This is a genomic window from Blastocatellia bacterium, from assembly GCA_025055075.1.
In the GTDB taxonomy this organism is placed as follows: Bacteria; Acidobacteriota; Blastocatellia; order HR10; family HR10; genus HR10.
In genome coordinates, this window is sequence record JANWYV010000051.1 from 1 (window position 1) to 17,320 (window position 17,320).

11 protein-coding genes and 1 tRNA gene are annotated in these 17,320 nt (G+C 61.7%); 1 reads left to right on the plus strand and 11 read right to left on the minus strand.

Annotation, left to right across the window (positions count from 1 at the left end):
- Window positions 1-734: 734 nt before the first annotated feature.
- The gene (locus tag NZ746_11575; protein ID MCS6817994.1) at window positions 735-3,608 is read left to right on the plus strand and encodes a hypothetical protein; all 2,874 of its coding nucleotides are present in this window, start codon (window positions 735-737) and stop codon (window positions 3,606-3,608) included.
- A 71-nt stretch (window positions 3,609-3,679) separates the two neighbouring features.
- On the opposite strand, the gene NZ746_11580 is transcribed toward NZ746_11575, so the two are convergent.
- The 11 genes from NZ746_11580 to NZ746_11630 form a co-directional block, all read right to left on the minus strand.
- Window positions 3,680-4,378: a succinate dehydrogenase iron-sulfur subunit gene (locus NZ746_11580; GenBank protein MCS6817995.1), complete on the minus strand. Its 699-nt coding sequence runs from the start codon at window positions 4,376-4,378 to the stop codon at window positions 3,680-3,682.
- 14 nt (window positions 4,379-4,392) lie between these two features.
- Window positions 4,393-6,126 carry a succinate dehydrogenase flavoprotein subunit gene (gene sdhA, locus NZ746_11585; protein MCS6817996.1) on the minus strand — a complete coding sequence of 578 codons (1,734 nt, stop codon included), beginning with the start codon at window positions 6,124-6,126 and terminating at the stop codon, window positions 4,393-4,395.
- 15 nt (window positions 6,127-6,141) lie between these two features.
- The gene (gene sdhD / locus NZ746_11590; protein ID MCS6817997.1) at window positions 6,142-6,537 is read right to left on the minus strand and encodes a succinate dehydrogenase, hydrophobic membrane anchor protein; all 396 of its coding nucleotides are present in this window, start codon (window positions 6,535-6,537) and stop codon (window positions 6,142-6,144) included.
- A gap of 11 nt (window positions 6,538-6,548) precedes the next feature.
- Window positions 6,549-6,902 carry a succinate dehydrogenase, cytochrome b556 subunit gene (sdhC, locus tag NZ746_11595; GenBank protein ID MCS6817998.1) on the minus strand — a complete coding sequence of 118 codons (354 nt, stop codon included), beginning with the start codon at window positions 6,900-6,902 and terminating at the stop codon, window positions 6,549-6,551.
- A gap of 278 nt (window positions 6,903-7,180) precedes the next feature.
- The gene (locus NZ746_11600; protein ID MCS6817999.1) at window positions 7,181-9,544 is read right to left on the minus strand and encodes a hypothetical protein; all 2,364 of its coding nucleotides are present in this window, start codon (window positions 9,542-9,544) and stop codon (window positions 7,181-7,183) included.
- A gap of 266 nt (window positions 9,545-9,810) precedes the next feature.
- The gene (priA, locus tag NZ746_11605; GenBank protein ID MCS6818000.1) at window positions 9,811-12,291 is read right to left on the minus strand and encodes a primosomal protein N'; all 2,481 of its coding nucleotides are present in this window, start codon (window positions 12,289-12,291) and stop codon (window positions 9,811-9,813) included.
- Between the two features lie 40 nt (window positions 12,292-12,331).
- On the minus strand, window positions 12,332-13,006 hold the full coding sequence (locus tag NZ746_11610; protein MCS6818001.1) for an outer membrane lipoprotein carrier protein LolA: 675 nt from the start codon (window positions 13,004-13,006) through the stop codon (window positions 12,332-12,334).
- Window positions 13,007-13,011: 5 nt separating this feature from the next.
- Window positions 13,012-14,637: a S41 family peptidase gene (locus NZ746_11615; protein ID MCS6818002.1), complete on the minus strand. Its 1,626-nt coding sequence runs from the start codon at window positions 14,635-14,637 to the stop codon at window positions 13,012-13,014.
- A 35-nt stretch (window positions 14,638-14,672) separates the two neighbouring features.
- Window positions 14,673-16,115 (minus strand): glutamate--tRNA ligase, encoded by a 1,443-nt coding sequence (gltX, locus tag NZ746_11620; GenBank protein ID MCS6818003.1) that lies wholly within the window; start codon window positions 16,113-16,115, stop codon window positions 14,673-14,675.
- A 73-nt stretch (window positions 16,116-16,188) separates the two neighbouring features.
- Window positions 16,189-16,283 (minus strand) — tRNA-Ser (locus tag NZ746_11625).
- A 394-nt stretch (window positions 16,284-16,677) separates the two neighbouring features.
- A complete protein-coding gene (locus NZ746_11630; protein ID MCS6818004.1) occupies window positions 16,678-17,178 on the minus strand; it encodes a BsuPI-related putative proteinase inhibitor in 501 nt (166 codons plus the stop codon).
- Window positions 17,179-17,320 lie beyond the last annotated feature (142 nt).

Genomic DNA, 17,320 nt, shown 5'->3' on the forward strand with positions numbered 1-17,320 from the left:
GCCAGCGTCGAAGATCCTTGCGGTCGCGAGAACACTCGGCTGGGATCCACGATGAGTAGGGGAACCGTCGCCGCCGCTCCTTTCAAGAAGGACCGGCGCGCCAACCGCCGTTTGAGAATTTGCGAGAACGTTTCCCCTCGTCGCTCACCCTGTCCTTGGTATCGCTTGGTCATCTCTCGAACCTCCTTTCCTGAGATTTGACGGGCTGTTGTGCATCCTCATTATGGGGCGGCCGGTTTAACTTTGCGTTAGGGCGAAGAAAAATGTGTGGAAAATGTTCCTGAGGTTTTCGTTAATCGTTCGTCTCGCACAGGCGGAGAAGCCGTCGCGAATCGCCACGCGCGATGCCCTCACCGGAGCGGGACCGGGCGCTCCGAGTTGACCATGAGAGACCCGAGGAGCATTGATCCGGAGCGAGAGCGATGGCCCGATTGCTGTCTTGAGGAAGAGCGGTTGCGGCGGAGCTGTCTTACGGTTCTTGGATAGCCGAGCGGTTGGGACCGACCTAGGGGTACAGCGAGGGGACGCGGTGGGCTCCGGCCCTAGCGCAAGAAGCGTGAGAGAAGAGCGGCTGGGGGAAGGCCGTCGGACGGCGTTGGGCTTCAGCTTTTCCCTATGGCGATGAGAGGCGGGCTTTGATGTCTAGCGGGGGCCGGTTTGGGAGCGAGGCGATCGTGCATTGGTTGCTTGCCTGAAGCGAGTTCCCATACAATCCCCTGGTGGGAAATGGGCGAATGATGCCGCAGCTTTCGGAGGATTTCGTTGAGAGCTTGCCGACGCCGGAAGCGGCGCGCACGTTTTTGGTGCGGCTTTTCGAGGAACATCCCGAGGTGGCGCCGATCTGCAAGGCGCGGCCATCGCTCCTCGTGCATCTGCTCGTCTTGGTCACCCACAGCGCGTATCTGGGGGAGGTCGTGCTCGCGCATCCCGAGTACATCCAGTGGCTCGCTGCTGAGGAATTGGAGCGCATGAAGTCGAAGGATGAGTTGCTGGAGGACTTGGCGCGCTTTGCGGCCATGCAGACGGAGATGGAGGATTCGCGCATCCTATTTCGCTTCAAGCAGCGAGAGCTGCTGCGCATCTATGCCCGCGATTGCCTACGATTGGCGACGCTCTCGGAGACGATGCGCGAGCTTTCGGATCTGGCTGACGTCATCCTGCAATACGCATTATGGCGATGTTGGCAGGATTTGGTGGAGCGTTATGGTCGGCCAGAAGTCGCCGATGCGCGCGGTCGCTTGCGAGAGGCCGAGTTCGCCATCGTCGCTTTGGGGAAGTTGGGGAGTCAGGAGTTGAATTATGCCTCGGACATTGACCTCTTTTACCTCTACTCGGGCGAGGGATGGGCTTCGTCGCGTCGCGTGACGAACAGGGAATTTTTCACCAAGCTCGCCGAGCGCATCACGCGGTGGGTGAGCGGGATTGGCCCGGAGGGAGCGGTCTATCGGGTGGATTTGCGATTGCGTCCGCGAGGACGCGACGGCGATCTGGTGACGACGTTGCAAGAGGCGGTCACTTACTATCGCACGGAGGCGCGCCAGTGGGAACGGCAGGCGCTCATTCGCGCGCGCGCGGCCGCTGGAAGCGAAGCGCTCGTGCGAGAGTTCTTGGCGCGCGTGGGCGATGCGATTTATCGGCCGGAACCACTCGCGGAGATCCTGGATGAGATTCGCGCCTCCAAAGAGCGGCTGGATCAAGAGAAGGCGTCGGTCAACGGATTGGACATCAAGCTCGGTCGCGGGGGCATTCGCGAGATCGAATTCATCGTACAAGCGCTGCAGCTCTACAGTGGCGGGCGGGATCCATGGGTGCGCCATCCACAGGTCCTCATCGCGCTGGGGCGACTTGCCGATAAGGGCTGGTTGACCGATCAAGAGCGAGCGCGTTTGGCGGAGGCTTATGTGTTCCTGCGCACGCTCGAACATCGGCTCCAAATGGAGCATGGAGTGCGCACGCACGTCGTGCCGATGGAGGAAGAGCGGCTCCGGCGTCTGGCTCGTCGTATGGGATATGCGGATTCGCGAGCGCTGTTGGATGATCTGGAGCGGCATCGTCGACAGGTCGTGGAGATCTTCGAGCGCGTCTTCCGTGAGAAAGCCCCACTGGGGCGCGCGCCGCATCCGACTCGCGCGGTGGTCGGGACGCCGTCGTCCTTGGAAGCCCTGGTGGCGACTGTGGAACGAAGCCTTGGGCGTTCGTCCCCATCGTTGACTGTGACGAAATCGCAGATCGTCCAGGGATTGGAACGAGCGCTCAATCCGAAACGGGCCGTCGTGAACTTCAGCGCGTGGATCGCTGAGCTGGAGGCGTTTGAGCGCCATCGGGATCCGGCGCGCTCGTCGAACGCCAGTCGAACGGAGGCGAGGTCTTGGCTGGGCGCAGAGTTGCCCCGACTGCTCGGATTCTTCGGCACGAGCGATTTCCTCTCGCACATGGCAATTCGGCGACCCGTGCTCCTTGCGAGCATCGCGAGCGCGACGGATACCTTGGGAGCGGCCGACTGCGCCGGATATGCGCATCGCCTCAGGAGGGGGGTAACGTCGGAAGGTGACGGAGATGACCTGGCGCGCTCCATGAACGCATTGCGTCGAGCCTGGACCGAGGAGCTTCTCCGCATCGGGTATGCGGACGTCGCGCATCGGGCGCCGTTGCGCCAGGTTAATGCGTGGCAAACGGCGCTGGCCTCGGCCGCGCTTGAAGTCGCCAGCGAGTTAGCGCTCGCGGCGTTGCGGCGGAAGTACGGCGTGGGGGAAGGGCCAGCGATCTTCGCTATCCTCGGTTTGGGACGGTTGGGCCATAACGGCGTGGATTATGGTTCGGATCTGGACGTGCTCGTCGTCTACGATGATCGCATGGGGAGTCCACTCGCTCGACTCTCCGCGCAGGAGGCCTATAGTCACTTGGTGGAGCTCCTGATCCACATCCTCTCGACGATCACGCACGAGGGATATCTCTATCGCGTGGACGTGCGGCTGCGGCCAGGCGGGAGCGCGACGCCGCTGGCGCTGAGTCGTTCGGCCTTTTGCGACTATCTGAGGACGAAGGCGGTCGTATGGGAGCGGCTCGCATATTTGAAAGCTTTCCCCGTCGCCGGAGATTCGGACTTCGGTCGGCGCCTTCACGCGGAGCTGCAGGCGCTCATCCTTCAGCCGCGGGTGGGGGAAGCCGAGACGCTCGCGCGCGATGTGCGTGAGATGCGGGATCGGATCGAGCGGGAGAAAGCGCGTCCCAGCTCGGCTCGGAATTTCAAATTCGGCCGCGGGGGGATGATGGACGTCTACTTCGCCACTCGCTATCTGCAGTTGCGGCATCACCTGCCTGAACCCGAGGAGCGCGGGACGCTCCCACTACTCGACTATCTGCGCGAGCAAGGCGTCCTCACGCCCGCGCAGTCCGAAAGCCTCTCCGCCGGATACCGGTTTCTTCGCCAACTCGATCACATCTTGCGCTTGTTGTTCGGGCGTCCTCGGCCCATTTTCCCCCTTCAGCGCGCGACGCTCGAAGAAGTGGTCAAGTGGCTCGGTTACGCCTCGCCAGAGGAATTGGAACGCGAACATCACGAGCATCGGCGGCGCATTCGCTCAGCGTATGAGGAGATCGTGCGATGACGCAAACGGAGGGGCCGAGGGGTGGAGGCGGGGGAAAAACGACCCGGCCCCTCCTTCGGGGAAAACTCGCACTAGAGGCTCGAGAAGAGCAAAGCGCGCTTCACTTCGGCGATGGCGCGGGTGACGTCAATCCCGCGTGGGCATGCCTCGACGCAGTTGAAGATCGTCCGGCAGCGCCAAACCCCCATGCGAGCGTTCAGAATGGCCAAACGTTCGGCTCCCCCGCGGTCTCGACTGTCGAAGATGAACCGATGAGCATTCACGATCGCCGCCGGGCCAATGTATTCACCATTGGCCCAGAACGATGGGCAGGAAGTCGTGCACGCCGCGCATAAGATGCATTTGGTCGTATCATCGAAGCGGGCGCGCTCCTCGGGCGATTGACGCCGCTCGGTCTCCGGCGGCGGTTCATCGTTGATGAGATACGGCTTGATCGCTCGATACTTCGCGAAGAAGCTCTCCATGTCCACCACCAGATCCTTGATCACCGGGAATCCCCGCAGAGGTTCCACCGTGATGCGCGCGCCCAGCTCTTTGACGAGCACTTTGCAAGCCAGCCGATTGCGCCCGTTGATGAGCATGGCGTCTGAACCGCAGATGCCATGCGCGCACGAGCGACGGAACGTGAGCGTCCCATCGAGATGCCATTTGACGTATTCCAAGGCATCCAGAACGCGATCCACCGGCTCGACTTCCACCTCGTATTCGGCCCAATACGGCTCTCGATCGCGTTCGGGATTGAACCGTTTGATCTTCAACATCACGCGCATACGATTGCTCCGCCTCAATATTTCCGCTCGACGGGTTGGAATCGAGTGATCACCACCGGCTTATAGCGCAGCTCGAATTCGCCGTTGAGGCGATAGGCGAGCGTGTGCTTGAGCCACTCGGCGTCGTTGCGCTTGGGGAAGTCCTCGCGATAGTGCGCACCGCGACTCTCGCGTCGCGCCAATGCGCTGACGACCGTCACTTCGGCCAGATCGAGCAAGTATCCCAATTCCAACGCTTCCTGCAAGTCGGTGTTGAAGATCTTCCCCTTATCCTGCAGACGCACGCGCCGGTATCGGTCTTTCAGCTCCTTCAGGGTCGTGAGCATGGCCTCCAGTCCCTCTTGCGTGCGAAAGACGGAGGCCTTGTCCATCATCTCGCGTTGCAAGATCTCGCGCAATCGCGCGATTGATTCCGAGCCGTTGCTCGTGAGCAATCGCTCGCATTCCTCGCGAGCCGGTCCGTCCGCATCTTTGGGCAGAGGCGCGAAATCCGCCCCGCGAATGTATTCGCCCATATCGCGACCGGCCAGCTTTCCGAAGACGAGGATATCCACGAGCGAATTCGTGCCGAGCCGATTCGCGCCATGGACGGAGACGCAGGCGCATTCGCCGGCGGCATAGAAGCCCAGCACGGGCGTGTTTTGCTCATCTCGAATCACGCGACCGCGCACGTCCGTCGGAATCCCCCCCATTGCATAATGAGCCGTCGGCTGCACCGGGATCGGCTCGCGAACGGGATCAATTCCGAGATAGGTGCGGGCGAAGTCCGTGATGTCGGGCAGCTTCTTCTCGATGACCTCGCGGCCGAGGTGCGTCAGATCCAGATGCAAATAATCCTTCCCATCAATGCCGCGCCCCTCGCGAATCTCCGTGTACATGCAGCGGGAAATGATGTCGCGCGGCGCCAAATCCAATAGCGTCGGCGCATATCGCTCCATGAAGCGTTCGCCCTGTCGGTTGCGCAAGATCCCCCCTTCTCCGCGCGCAGCCTCGGAGATGAGAATGCCGAGCTTGTAAATTCCCGTCGGGTGGAATTGGAAGAACTCCATGTCCTCCAGAGGAATGCCCCGCCGCAGGGCGATCGCCACGCCGTCGCCGGTGAGGGAACGAGCGTTGCTCGTGACTTTATACATGCGACCGAATCCGCCCGTAGCGAAGAGCACGGCCTTGGCGTGAAAGACGTGCAACTCCCCATCGGCGAGCGAGAGGGCGACGATCCCCCGGCACACGTTATCCTCCAGCAGCAGGTCCACGACATGAAATTCATTGAAGAACGTGACCTCGTGCTTGATGCACTGCTGATAGAGCGTCTGCAAGATCATGTGGCCCGTTCGATCGGCGGCATGACACGCTCGCCGCACAGGGGCTTCCCCGAAATTGCGCGTATGACCGCCGAAGCGCCGCTGCGCGATCTTTCCGTCCGGCGTGCGATCGAAGGGCAATCCCCAATGTTCCAGCTCATAGACGCACGTGATCGCTTCCTGGCACATGATCTCGACGGCATCTTGATCGGCCAAATAATCGCTGCCTTTCACCGTGTCGAACATGTGCCACTCCCAATGATCCTCTTCCATGTTGCCGAGGGCGGCGCCGATCCCTCCTTGTGCAGTCCCCGTATGCGAGCGAATGGGATAGAGCTTGCTCACGACAGCCACGCGCGGCGTCACGCGCGCGACTTCGAGCGCCGCGCGCAAGCCCGCTCCGCCCGCGCCAACGATCACAGCATCATACCGGTGAAACGTCGTCATACGGTTGTCCTCTCTCTATGGAAGCTCGGCCGCTGCTCGACTCGTCGTAGCCTCAAACGTGAAGATGATCTGCGTGCCCATGGCTAGGAGAACGAAGCCGACGAGCGCGAGCGCCGTGAGCGCCACCACCCGCCAACCCCTCCGACGCACGTAATCGTCAATGACCGTCCGCAATCCGTTCAGGCCATGCAGCAACGCCAACCACAGCATTACCAGATCATACGTGCGCCAGAATGGACTCGCCCAGCGCCTCGCGACGAAATCGAAGTCGATTTCGTCTACTGTGTGGATCACATGCATAATGGCCAGATGCCCGAGCACCAAAAGGACCAAGACGATTCCGGAAATACGCATGAAGAACCACGCGAATAACTCGAATCCGCCCGTCGGCCGCTCTCGTCCCGCGTACATACCTCCTCTCCTCATCGTCCGAAGACGACCGGGCTGAGCATCAGAAACGACGCCGGGATCCAAATGAGCAAGAAGATCACGATCTGCGCCCAAAAGATCTGGCGATGAAATCGCGTCCCCTCCACCCAGAAATCCACCAGCAAGATGCGAAGGCCGTTGAGCGCATGATAGAGCACAGCGGCGACCAAAAAGACCTCGGCCACGCGAAAGACCGGATGGCGGTACAGGAAGAGGAGCTTATTGAACAGGTCCGGCCATCCCAAGAGGTAAATGTCCACGATGTGGATCGCGAGAAATAAAAGAATGCCCAATCCGGTCACGCGATGCAGGATCCACGACCACATTCCTTCGCGCCCTCGATACATGCCCGGTCCTCACTCCTCGAGATTTTGACTTTCAATTTTCCACGGTTTCGCCAGAATCCGTCAAGGAAACGCCATACTTCGAGCGCCCAGACCCAGGGTGACCGAGCGGAAGGGCATGCCCCAACGGCCCCCCGCATCGCTGCTATTGTCTTCGCCTTTTGGTGAAGCCATCACTCTTTGGCTCGGGGCGAGGATCGGGTCGAGAGAAAAGGGCGCTCAGAGCGCCGGCAGACATCGCTCGCATCGCATATGGTGCCGGGATCAGCGCTCTGTTTTCATCACGGCGTCGGGGTCAAGCGGGTGGAAATACGCGCTCGGCCGCCGGTCGCGATGCGGAAGAAGATCTCCCACTCTTGGCGGAGGCGATTGAGCTTCTCCAAATCGCTTGCGGAGACAGTCTCCCCCCGCGGCACGACCAGAATGAACGCTTGGCGAAAGAGTCGAGGGGCTTGCGGATATGCGGGCGTGCGTTGGCCCTCGACCTCGATGATCTGGCGCACGGTGATCTTCTTCGACGTCCCCGGGACGATAGCGCCAGGTTCCGGCGGACTGCTCGGCGAGCGCCGCGTGTATCCGTCTGGGGGAATGATCAGGAAGAAATCGGGGACATCGCGCGGCGAACGGAGGCCCATGAGGTAATGATCGAGCGGACTGTAGCGCAACGTCGCCTCCAGACTCTCGAACGTCCCATCTCGATTATCCACCCAATTGTTCCCCCCCATGACTGAAGCGTCGGTATCCAGGAAGAAGCTCCATTCGTTGGAATAATTCCGCAGGGCACTGCTTTCCACTCCATTGTCGTTGAAGTTCACATAGGCGAGCCATCGGCGTCCGGTCTCCCGCGCCAGGAGCGTGAGCGGCGAGTGGAGGTTGTTGAAGAACACCTGCTCGGGATCAGCCGGATACCGCGAGAGCTTGTTCATGTTGAGGAAGCCTTGAAGGCGACCTTGGCTCCCGAACGCTCGAGGTCCACCATTGAACGTCCCTATGCTTTGCCCGATCCCATTCACGTTGTTTCGGATCGGCTTGTAGTAGGCGAACGCCCCATCGGTCACATCGTAGGGGATGGAGCTGGCGCCGAAGACGACCAGCATGTCGAAGTCGTCCGCGTGCGTAAGATAAAACCGGCGGGCGATCTGCGGATCGCGAAAGACGCCATCAAACAGCTCATACACCGCCGGGAGGGTGGAATCCCGAATGGGGAGATCATCCGAGAAATCCACCGAGCGACCGAAGACGATCTGAGCGAATACATTTCCATTGAAGACGCCCGTGAGCCCCGTCGGCGCGTCCACACGCCGAAAGCTCATTGAGAATCGCCCGCTCCGTTCGAGAACGACCTGGAAGGTGTTGATGAGGGATGTGCGCGCTTTCGGCACATTGCTCCAGGTGATGGTGACGCGCTCCGAGGTCGTCTTGACGAAGACACCTCCCTGAGCGCTTGGATCCAAGTCCGTCCACAATGGCGCGATCATCGGCAGATCGCTCACCGTAGAAGGATTTGGGGCGAGCCGCCGTCCTCCGAACGAGAGGGTCCCGTTGGAGTTCACGAACACTCGGTTGCGATCTCGCCCGTAAAATGGAAAGTCGAAAGGAAGGGCGATCTCCACGCTATCATCGTTGCCCAGGTTCAGCTTCTGCCCGAGGTCGTCATCGAAGGCGAGACTGGAGAGGGAGAGGGCGAATCCCCCACTGCCGATGGGGATGAACTGCACGCTCTTTCCCATCAGATCGAAGACGTGCATCAACGTGCCGTCATCATGCAGAACGGCGATGTCTCCGGCATCGAAATCTTGAGCGGCGGCCATCGTCCATGCGTTCGCTTCCTGAGGCGAGCGATCGCTCGCAGTGAACTCATCCGCGTGCGCCCCCATCTCATCGTCCAAAATGCGAATGATTCGTCCGCGCGCGAAGAGTTCCAACTCGCGAGGATTTCGCGCGCTGATTCTCACGTGTTCGAAGCGCACGTCATCGGGAAGCTCAGCGAAGCGCTCCCACGTTTGGCCACTATCGCGGCTCTTGTAGAGCGCGACGTCCACGCGATGAGAGTGAATCGGAGCCCCGATCACGGCGTACAGGAGCGATGGTTCCAGTGGGTTCATCGCGAGCAGCGGCGTAAAGGTTCGATAGGCGAGGGGGACTGGAAGTCCCGCGTTCGCAGCCTCCCACGAAGTCCCTCCGTCGCGCGTGCGGTAGATGCCGTAAAGGTCCGTCACGGCGTACACGACGTCGGCATCATCCGGATGGACGAGGAGGCGACCGATGGAAGCTTCGGGAAGGCCTTGAGCGACCGATCGCCAGCTCTCGCCGCCATCGTCGCTGCGATAGAGGCCGTGTCGCCGCGTCCCGAGATACACCCGTTGGGGATCGCTCGGCGCGGCGGCGAGGACCAAAGGAAAGACGTCGGGATCGAGACCGCGCGTCACCGGCTGCCAGCTTGCCCCTTGATCGCGGCTGATGAGAAGACCTCGCGAGCTCACGCGCAGCCATTTCCCTTCTAAGCGCAAGAAGCGTCCCCCATATCCGAGTGCGACTCTATCTTCGGCCTCGCGCTCCATGCGCGCAGGCCGGGAGATGGAAACGCTCACGACAACCAGAATGAATGCGACGCCGATGCTGGCGTTCACCTTCACCAGGCGCATGGCCGATTCCTCCTTCCTCGATTTCATCCGGCAAAGAAGTAGGCGAGGGATCAGGCATTGTCAAGACTCCTTTCGGCGCGAGGTCACGCGCTCGCCGCTTCGCCTTCGGCGTTTCGATGTTCCTTGAGAAAATCGCCTCGGGAGAAGCGATGAAGGAATGCTCTTCACGTGCCGATGCTCTTCGCTAGTCATGTGCATCCTCACATTCGGGACCAGCGTCCTTCAGCGTCTTCGGTTCAGGCGACGCTGGGGGATCCAGCGAGCGCTCACATCACCGCGACGGGATCGGGGTCGATGACCAGGGCATGCGTATCGAAGCCCGCGGCGCGCAGATTCTCCAGTGCGAGGTCTAGGGCCCGATGCGCGGTCAGACGCTGGCGACTCTTGATGAGAATTTGCAAGCGATGGCGGCCGCGCAACCGCCCCAACGGAGCCGGAGCTGGCCCGAGCACGCGCAGGAGGCCGGCCCACTCTCCCTCGCGGAGATACCGCGCCAACTCTTGCGCGAGTGCATTCGCCCGCTCGAAATCCCGATGTTGGACGAGCACTTGGATGAGCGTCGTGATCGGCGGATAGTGCAACATCTGGCGGAAGTGAATCTCGCGCTGATAGAAGCCCTCGTAATCTTGTGCCGCCGCGTAGCGGAGGACGTAGTGCTCCGGGTAGTAGGTTTGAAGGATCACGCGTCCAGGGAGATCGCCGCGTCCGGCGCGGCCGGCTGATTGCGTGAGAAGTTGAAACGCGCGCTCGGCGGCGCGGAAATCCGGCAACCCCAAGATGGCATCCACGGAGATGATGCCGACGAGCGTCACGTTCGGGAAGTCATGACCTTTGGCGACCATTTGTGTACCGATGAGCACCTGCGTTTGGCCGACCGCGAAGGCGGTTATGATGTGCTCGTAGGCGCGGCGTCGGCTCGCAGTATCGCGGTCCAATCGCGCGAGGCGCACATCGGGAAAAAGGCGGCGCATCCGCTCCTCGACCTGTTCCGTCCCTACGCCGGCGAAATAGATGTACTCCCCATCGCAACTAGGGCAGCGCGTGAGCACGGGCATGCGATAATTGCAGTAGTGGCAGATGAGTTGCTCGACCGATCGGTGATACGTGAGTGAGACATCGCAGCGCGGGCAGCGCATGCTCAGGCCGCAGCGGCGGCAGAGGACGAGAGACGAGAAGCCGCGCCGGTTGAGCAGAAGGATCGCTTGCTCTCCTCGGGCGAGTGTCTCCCGGAGCGCGTCCACCAGCTCGTCCGAGAGCACGACCTGGCGCCCATAGCGAGCGAACACTTCCCGCATATCCACGACCTGCACCTGTGCCAACGATCGACCCCCGATTCGCTCGCCGAGGCGCAGATAGATGTATTTGCCTGTGCGCGCGTTGTGATACGACTCCAACGATGGCGTCGCGCTGCCCAAAATCACGACGGCCTGATGCCGAAGCGCGCGCATGATGGCCGTATCGCGTCCATGATAGCGCGGGACCTCGTCCTGTTTGTACGACGGATCGTGCTCCTCATCCACGATGATCAAGCCGAGATCGGGAAGCGGCGCGAAGACCGCTGAGCGCGTGCCGAGGACGACGCGTGCTTCTCCCCGCGCGATGCGCTGCCATTGATCGAATCGTTCGCCTTCGGAGAGAGAAGAGTGCCACAGAGCCACGTTTCGCCCAAAATGAGCGCGCAGGCGTCGGCCGAGCATAGGCGTCAGCGCGATCTCCGGCACCAGCATGAGCGCCGTCTTCCCGCGCGCGAGCGCATGATGGATGGCGCGGATGTAGACCTCGGTCTTGCCGCTTCCGGTCACACCGTGCAGCAGAAACGCCGCGTATGTCCCGTCGTCGAGCTTTCGCGTGATTTGCTCGAGCGCCGCCTGCTGTTCCGGCGTCAGCTCGAACCATTCGGGGGGAGAGATTTCGACGTGCGCGAGTGGATCTCGTGCGACCGGTCGAGAGAAGATGCGAACGAGGCCTTCCTGTTGAAGGGCGCGAATCGTGGCTGGGCGCACGCCGATTTGTTCGGCGACTTCCCGCAAGGGGAGAGGCTCGCGAGCGTCCTGCAGTAGGGCCTGAAGGCGCGCCCTCATTCGCGCATGTCGCCGTGGGCTCGCGCGCTCGGCGTCTCCATCAGCCCCATTCCCTTCGGACACGCGAGGCGGGCCGATCCACACGACGACTTCCTCTTGCTTGGGCTTCACGCGCGGTTCGACGATCGCGTATTGGCGCGAAATCTCGCCGCGTCGCTCTAGTTCCCGCAGCGTCGTCTGTGCTCGCTGCGCGCCAAACTGCTTGGCGAATTGGGAGGCGGGGAGCGAGGCTGCCGAAGCGAGCTGCGCCAGAATATGCGCGCGTCGCGAACGCTTCTGTCGTCCGCTCGTCATCTCCGCTAAAGCCGCACGCCCGCGTTCGGTGATCGAGAAGACTTCCGCGACGGCTGAGGTGAGTCCTGGCGGTACGGCCGCCCGAATGACTTCCCCCCACGGGGCGAAATAATACTCAGCGACCCACCGCGTTAACTCCAATAGATCGGGAGTGAGAAGTGGCGTCTCGTCTAGGACGGCCAAAATCGGCTTAATGGCCGATTCCTCCAAATAGGGCGGGGGCTCTTCCATCAGCGCGACAACAAACCCCACGAGCACCTTCGCGCCAAATGGCACGACGACCCGCGCACCCACGGGAGCCGTCATCCCCTCGGGCACCCGATAGGTGAATGTCCGGTGGGTCTTCACCGCGAGAGCGACATCCGCGAACATCGCGTTCTCCTCTCATTCTACGGCTTCTCGCGCCGCATTGCTATTGCGCGTCGAGGATTTGAACGCCGGGAGGGATCGTGAGCGCGAAGGCGGAACGTGAGGCGGGCACGTTCTCCCGAATGTTCGAAAAGAGGAAGTCCGAGCGCGCACCGTCCAACTCGCGAATTGAGACGCGAACGACGTGAAGCGATGTGGGGGAGATCTCGGCGATCAATTCGGAGAAGCCGAGCCGCGTATCTTTGGGGATGAATCGCAAGATGAGATTACCCGCCTGAAGCGGCGGCGGATTGTGGATCCGCTCGATGCGCGCGAACAGACGGCGCAGGTTCAGCTCGCCGAGCAGGAAGGCGAAGGCGGCCTTGATGTCCTCAGCCTCGCGAATCTTCGCGCGAATGACCTGTCGCTCGGCCGGCACATAGAGGTAGACGTGCGTACCATCGGAGATGAAGAGCTTTTCCTCGGGCTGGCGATAATGCCACCGCATGCGGCGCGGGCGCGCTAGGAGAACCGTCCCTTCCTCGCGACGCGGGGGCGAGCCGGCCGCTATGTAGATTTGCACGAAATCGGCCGACAGCGTGCGCACACTCGCGTATTTCGCTTGAAGGGCTGTGAGCACTTGATCCAGAGATGGTGGTTTCGTCTGCGCGAGCGCTGGCACTCGAAGGAATTCGCCAAGAAGCAGGAGGATCAGGACGAGATATCCACGCGCGCGCATGGGAATCATCGCCGGCGACGCTCGCGGAAATTCTCGACCAACTGTCGCGCCTGCGGGATGGCCTCTAACGCGCGGTGAACCTGCTCATCGGATTCGAGGATCACGCGGGTGGCCGCATCAATCCCGAAGCGCGCGGTGGCCAGTTCCTCTCGCATCTTCTGGCGCACATAGTCGAGATGCGTGCGAATGTCCATCTCCGTTACGCCCAGATCGTTTCGCCGAGTGGCGAATGCGATGAAGGCTTCGATCAGCGAGTCGCTCACCTCGATGAAGAGATCCTTCGGAGAGGCGGGCTCTCGCTGTCGCTCAATTCGGAAGTATTCGAACCGCGGGATGCGTCCGTTGACGAGATGGCGCATGAACTCGAACACCGCACCGAAGAGTCGGGAGCGCACGGGATCGGATGTCACGGGAACGGGGATGTCCGGTTCAATCCCTCCGCCGCCGTAGACGCGTCGTCCACCATCGGTGCGCGCTGCCGGTCCCGGAGGTCGCCCATTGGGACGCCCCACGCGGTATTCGTAGGCGGAGACATTGCGATAGTCGCGTTGGATGAGGCGACCTGAGGGGGTATAGTATCGCGCTGTCGAGAGCGTGAGCGCCCCGGCCGTGCCCCGCAACAGCGGGATGACCGTTTGCACGAGCCCTTTGCCGAAGCTCGTCTCGCCCACGATCAATGCCCGATCGTGATCCTGCAGCGCGCCGGCCACGATTTCCGAGGCTGAGGCGGACGCGCGATTGATGAGGACGACCATGGGCATGTCCTCCGTCCGCTCGCTCTCAGCTTTGAAATGGCGTTCGCGAGTGCGTCCGCGAATCCGGACGACCGTCTCCCCGGGACGCAGGAATCGACTGGCGACACCGACGGCTTGATCGAGGAGTCCTCCGGGATTCCCCCGCAAGTCGAGGAGCAGCGCTTTGACGCCTTGCGCCTTCAGCCGACGGAGCTGTTCGTCCAGCTCTTCGGTCGTCGTGCTCTGAAATCCTCCCGTGAGGCCAAGATAGCCGACGCCAGGACGGATCACGAAGGCCGTGCGAATAGTGGGCAGCGGAATCGGTGCGCGCGCGATACGAAAGGTGAGCGGTGTCGCCTCCCCAGCACGCTCAACCGTCAGCTCGACGGTCGTCCCACGTTCGCCACGCACGCGACGGGCGACTTCTTGCGTGGACCAACCTTCAGCCGATCGCCCATCAACGGCGAGGATGGCATCGCCATAGCGCAAGCCAGCCCGATCGGCAGGCGTACCCGGAGTCACCGAGATCACGTACACGCGGCCGCGACGTTGATTGATCGTCACACCGATGCCGAAGAACTCGCTCTCCTGCTCCTGTCGCAGATCAGCGTACTCGCGCGGCGTGAGGTAATTGGAGTGGGGATCGAGCGCCGCCAGCATACCTCGAATGGTCGAGGTCAGAAGCGCCGTTGAATCCACTTCGCCGGCATATTGCGTGTGCACGAGGCGCATCGCCTCGAGGAAGTCCTCTTTGATCTGCGCGGGAGTCGGCCCATCTCCGCCCAGCGACGGTCTTCCCCAAAGAGCGACCGCGCTCAGGATCAGCGCGAGCCACAAGCTCCAGCGTGCCATGCCCTTTCGCCGATCCCGTGCTTTCACTTCGCGAGCTTTTGGCATTGTGCCCATCATAGCCGCAAGGCGTGCCGAGCGCCTCAACACAAGGCCAGAGCCGCCTGACGCAACCGATGGACGGTACGCTCTCGCCCGATCGCTACAATGACATCGAAGATGCCAGGCGTCACGGCGCTTCCAGTCAATGCCGTGCGCGCGGCATTGATGATCACGCCGGCTTTCACTCCGCGCTCTTCCGCCAAACCGCGCAAGACGCGCTCGGTCGTCTGCAGATCGAAGGGCTCCAAGTGCTCGAAGCGATCGGCCAGTTCTAAGAGGAGTTCCCTCACTGCCGAATCCCGGCGCAGGTTCTTCTGAACGGCTTCAGGATCCATTGGGAAGTCATCGCTGAAATAGGGACGTCCGCTCGTCACGAAATCCCGCAGCGTGCGCGCACGGACTTTCAAGAGATCCACGACCCAGAGGAACCAGTCGCGACGCTCGTGAGCATACTCCGGCCGCCACAAGCCTTCCTTCTCCAACTCGGCGCGCACGAAGGGGAAGAGTTCGGCGGCGCTCATCGCGCGAAGATGCTCAGCGTTCATCCACAGGGCTTTCTCGAAATTGAAGATCGCGTTCGCTCGACTGATCCCCTCCAAGGAGAACAGCTCGATCAGCTCGCTCGTGCGCAGGATCTCGCGGCTCGGATCTCCCGGAGACCATCCGAGCAGCGCCAGGAAATTGCGCATCGCTTCAGGCAGAAACCCCATGTCCCGATAGGCCGTCACGCTCATCGCCCCGTGCCGCTTGGAGAGGCGTTGCCGATCCGGACCGAGAATAAGCGGAGCATGCGCGAAGACCGGCGGTTCCCAGCCGAAGGCGCGATAGAGCAGCACCTGCTTGGGCGTATTCGAGAGATGGTCCGCGCCGCGAATGACGTGCGTGATGCGCATGTCGGCGTCATCCACGACGACCGAGAGGTGGTAGGTCGGATAGCCATCCGAGCGCAACAGAACGAAATCTTCGAGGCTTTCGTTGCGCACTTCGATCTCTCCGTACACGCGGTCGGAGAATCGCGTCACGCCGGCTTCGGGAACTTTGAAGCGGATCGCGCGCGGATGTCCGGCGGCGATCCGTCGAGCGACTTCTCCCGCGGAGAGATACCGACAGGTGCCTTCATATTTCCACGTCCGTTTCTCCGCGAGCGCTTGCTGGCGTTTGGCAGCCAGCTCTTCCGGATCGCAGAAGCAATAGTAGGCCCAACCGGAAGCGACCAATTCTTCCGCTCGCGCGCGATACAGGGCTAAGCGCTCGGATTGGAGATACGGCCCTTCGTCCCAATCCAACCCCAACCAGCGCAGCCCCTCGATAATCCCTTCGATCATCTCCGGGGAGGAGCGTTCGACATCCGTATCCTCGATGCGCAGGATGAACGTGCCTCCGTGCTTGCGGGCGAACAGCCAATTGAAAAGGGCCGTGCGTGCCCCCCCAACGTGCAGATACCCCGTCGGCGATGGCGCGAATCGAACACGAATACGGCTCACGATGCTCGCCTCATGTTGGGGTTCCCAAGTCGAAGCTCATGCGAAGGTTCGGCTTGGGCTTCCCGCATCGTTCTGGCGGTGAGGGTGGGATTCGAACCCACGGTAGAGCTTATCGCCCTACAACGGTTTAGCAAACCGTCCGTTTCAGCCAGGCTCACGCACCTCACCGCCTCCGCTCTTCTCAAGCCAAAGTATTTTCGACAGCGGCGTCTGCTGTCAAGCGAGCCAAAGCCCCTGGTGGTTTGCGACGCACTGGAGCGTCCTGAGGGGGGCAAATTTCGGGAGCGCACTGATGCTCCCTATAAGCTGAGTGACCCGTTGCGATCGGGTGAGCTTCTCGCCGACTGTTCCTGACAAGGGCGTAGTTCTGCATGCGCGCGGGAGCAGCGTCGTCCTTATAGGAACTTGCTCACGCGCGCTCTGGACGCTGCCGGTGTCTGCGCGAGCTTCAGGCAATTGGGCTCTCCCACCCGGCTGGGCGTGATCGGCTGCACGAGTGATCTGCGAAAGGCGCGCGCGAGAGCGAGAATTCGCTCGTGCCTATTCGAGTTCGAGGTTGATCTCAATCGGCGGCTTTGCGCCCGCTCTTCGGTGGGGGAACCCGCAGAAGCAGCGGATCGGTCAAGAGCCTCTCCGGCGGCTCCAGATTCACCACGCCCTGCACCACATACTCTCCGGCGGGCACGCGACGGCCGCGCGCATCCACGAACTTCCATGTCTCCTCGAAAATCACTTCCTCTCCGGGATCGAGGCTTCGGCGTTCGAGAATCTGCTGAATGATCTTTCCCCGTTGCCATTCCCATACCAGCGTTCCATCCGGGCGCTTTACGAGGAAGTTATACGCCGGGCGCCCGCCGAGCGTGAGCGTAAGACGATGCCCACTCTCATTTCGAAGTCGCAGCTTCAAACGGATCGCGCGACCCGCGTGCTCTGCCGCTTCGAGGCGCGCCGAGAGCGCTTGCTGCTCGCTCATCGCGCTGACTCCAACAGCACCTCCCATGACGAAGGCGAGAAGAAGTCTGCCGCTGATGCCGACAAGGGGATGCTTCCGGCTTCGTGCCACGAAGGTCTCGTTCAGCAACTTCCGTTGGCGCACGTCGTCAATGGGCCGAGTTCATCGCTGCGTTGGATATTCCCAATCGGGCTGTAGACGAAGCTCGTGCCGGAGGAATTGCCTCCCCAGAGCAACCCGTAGAGCGTGACGC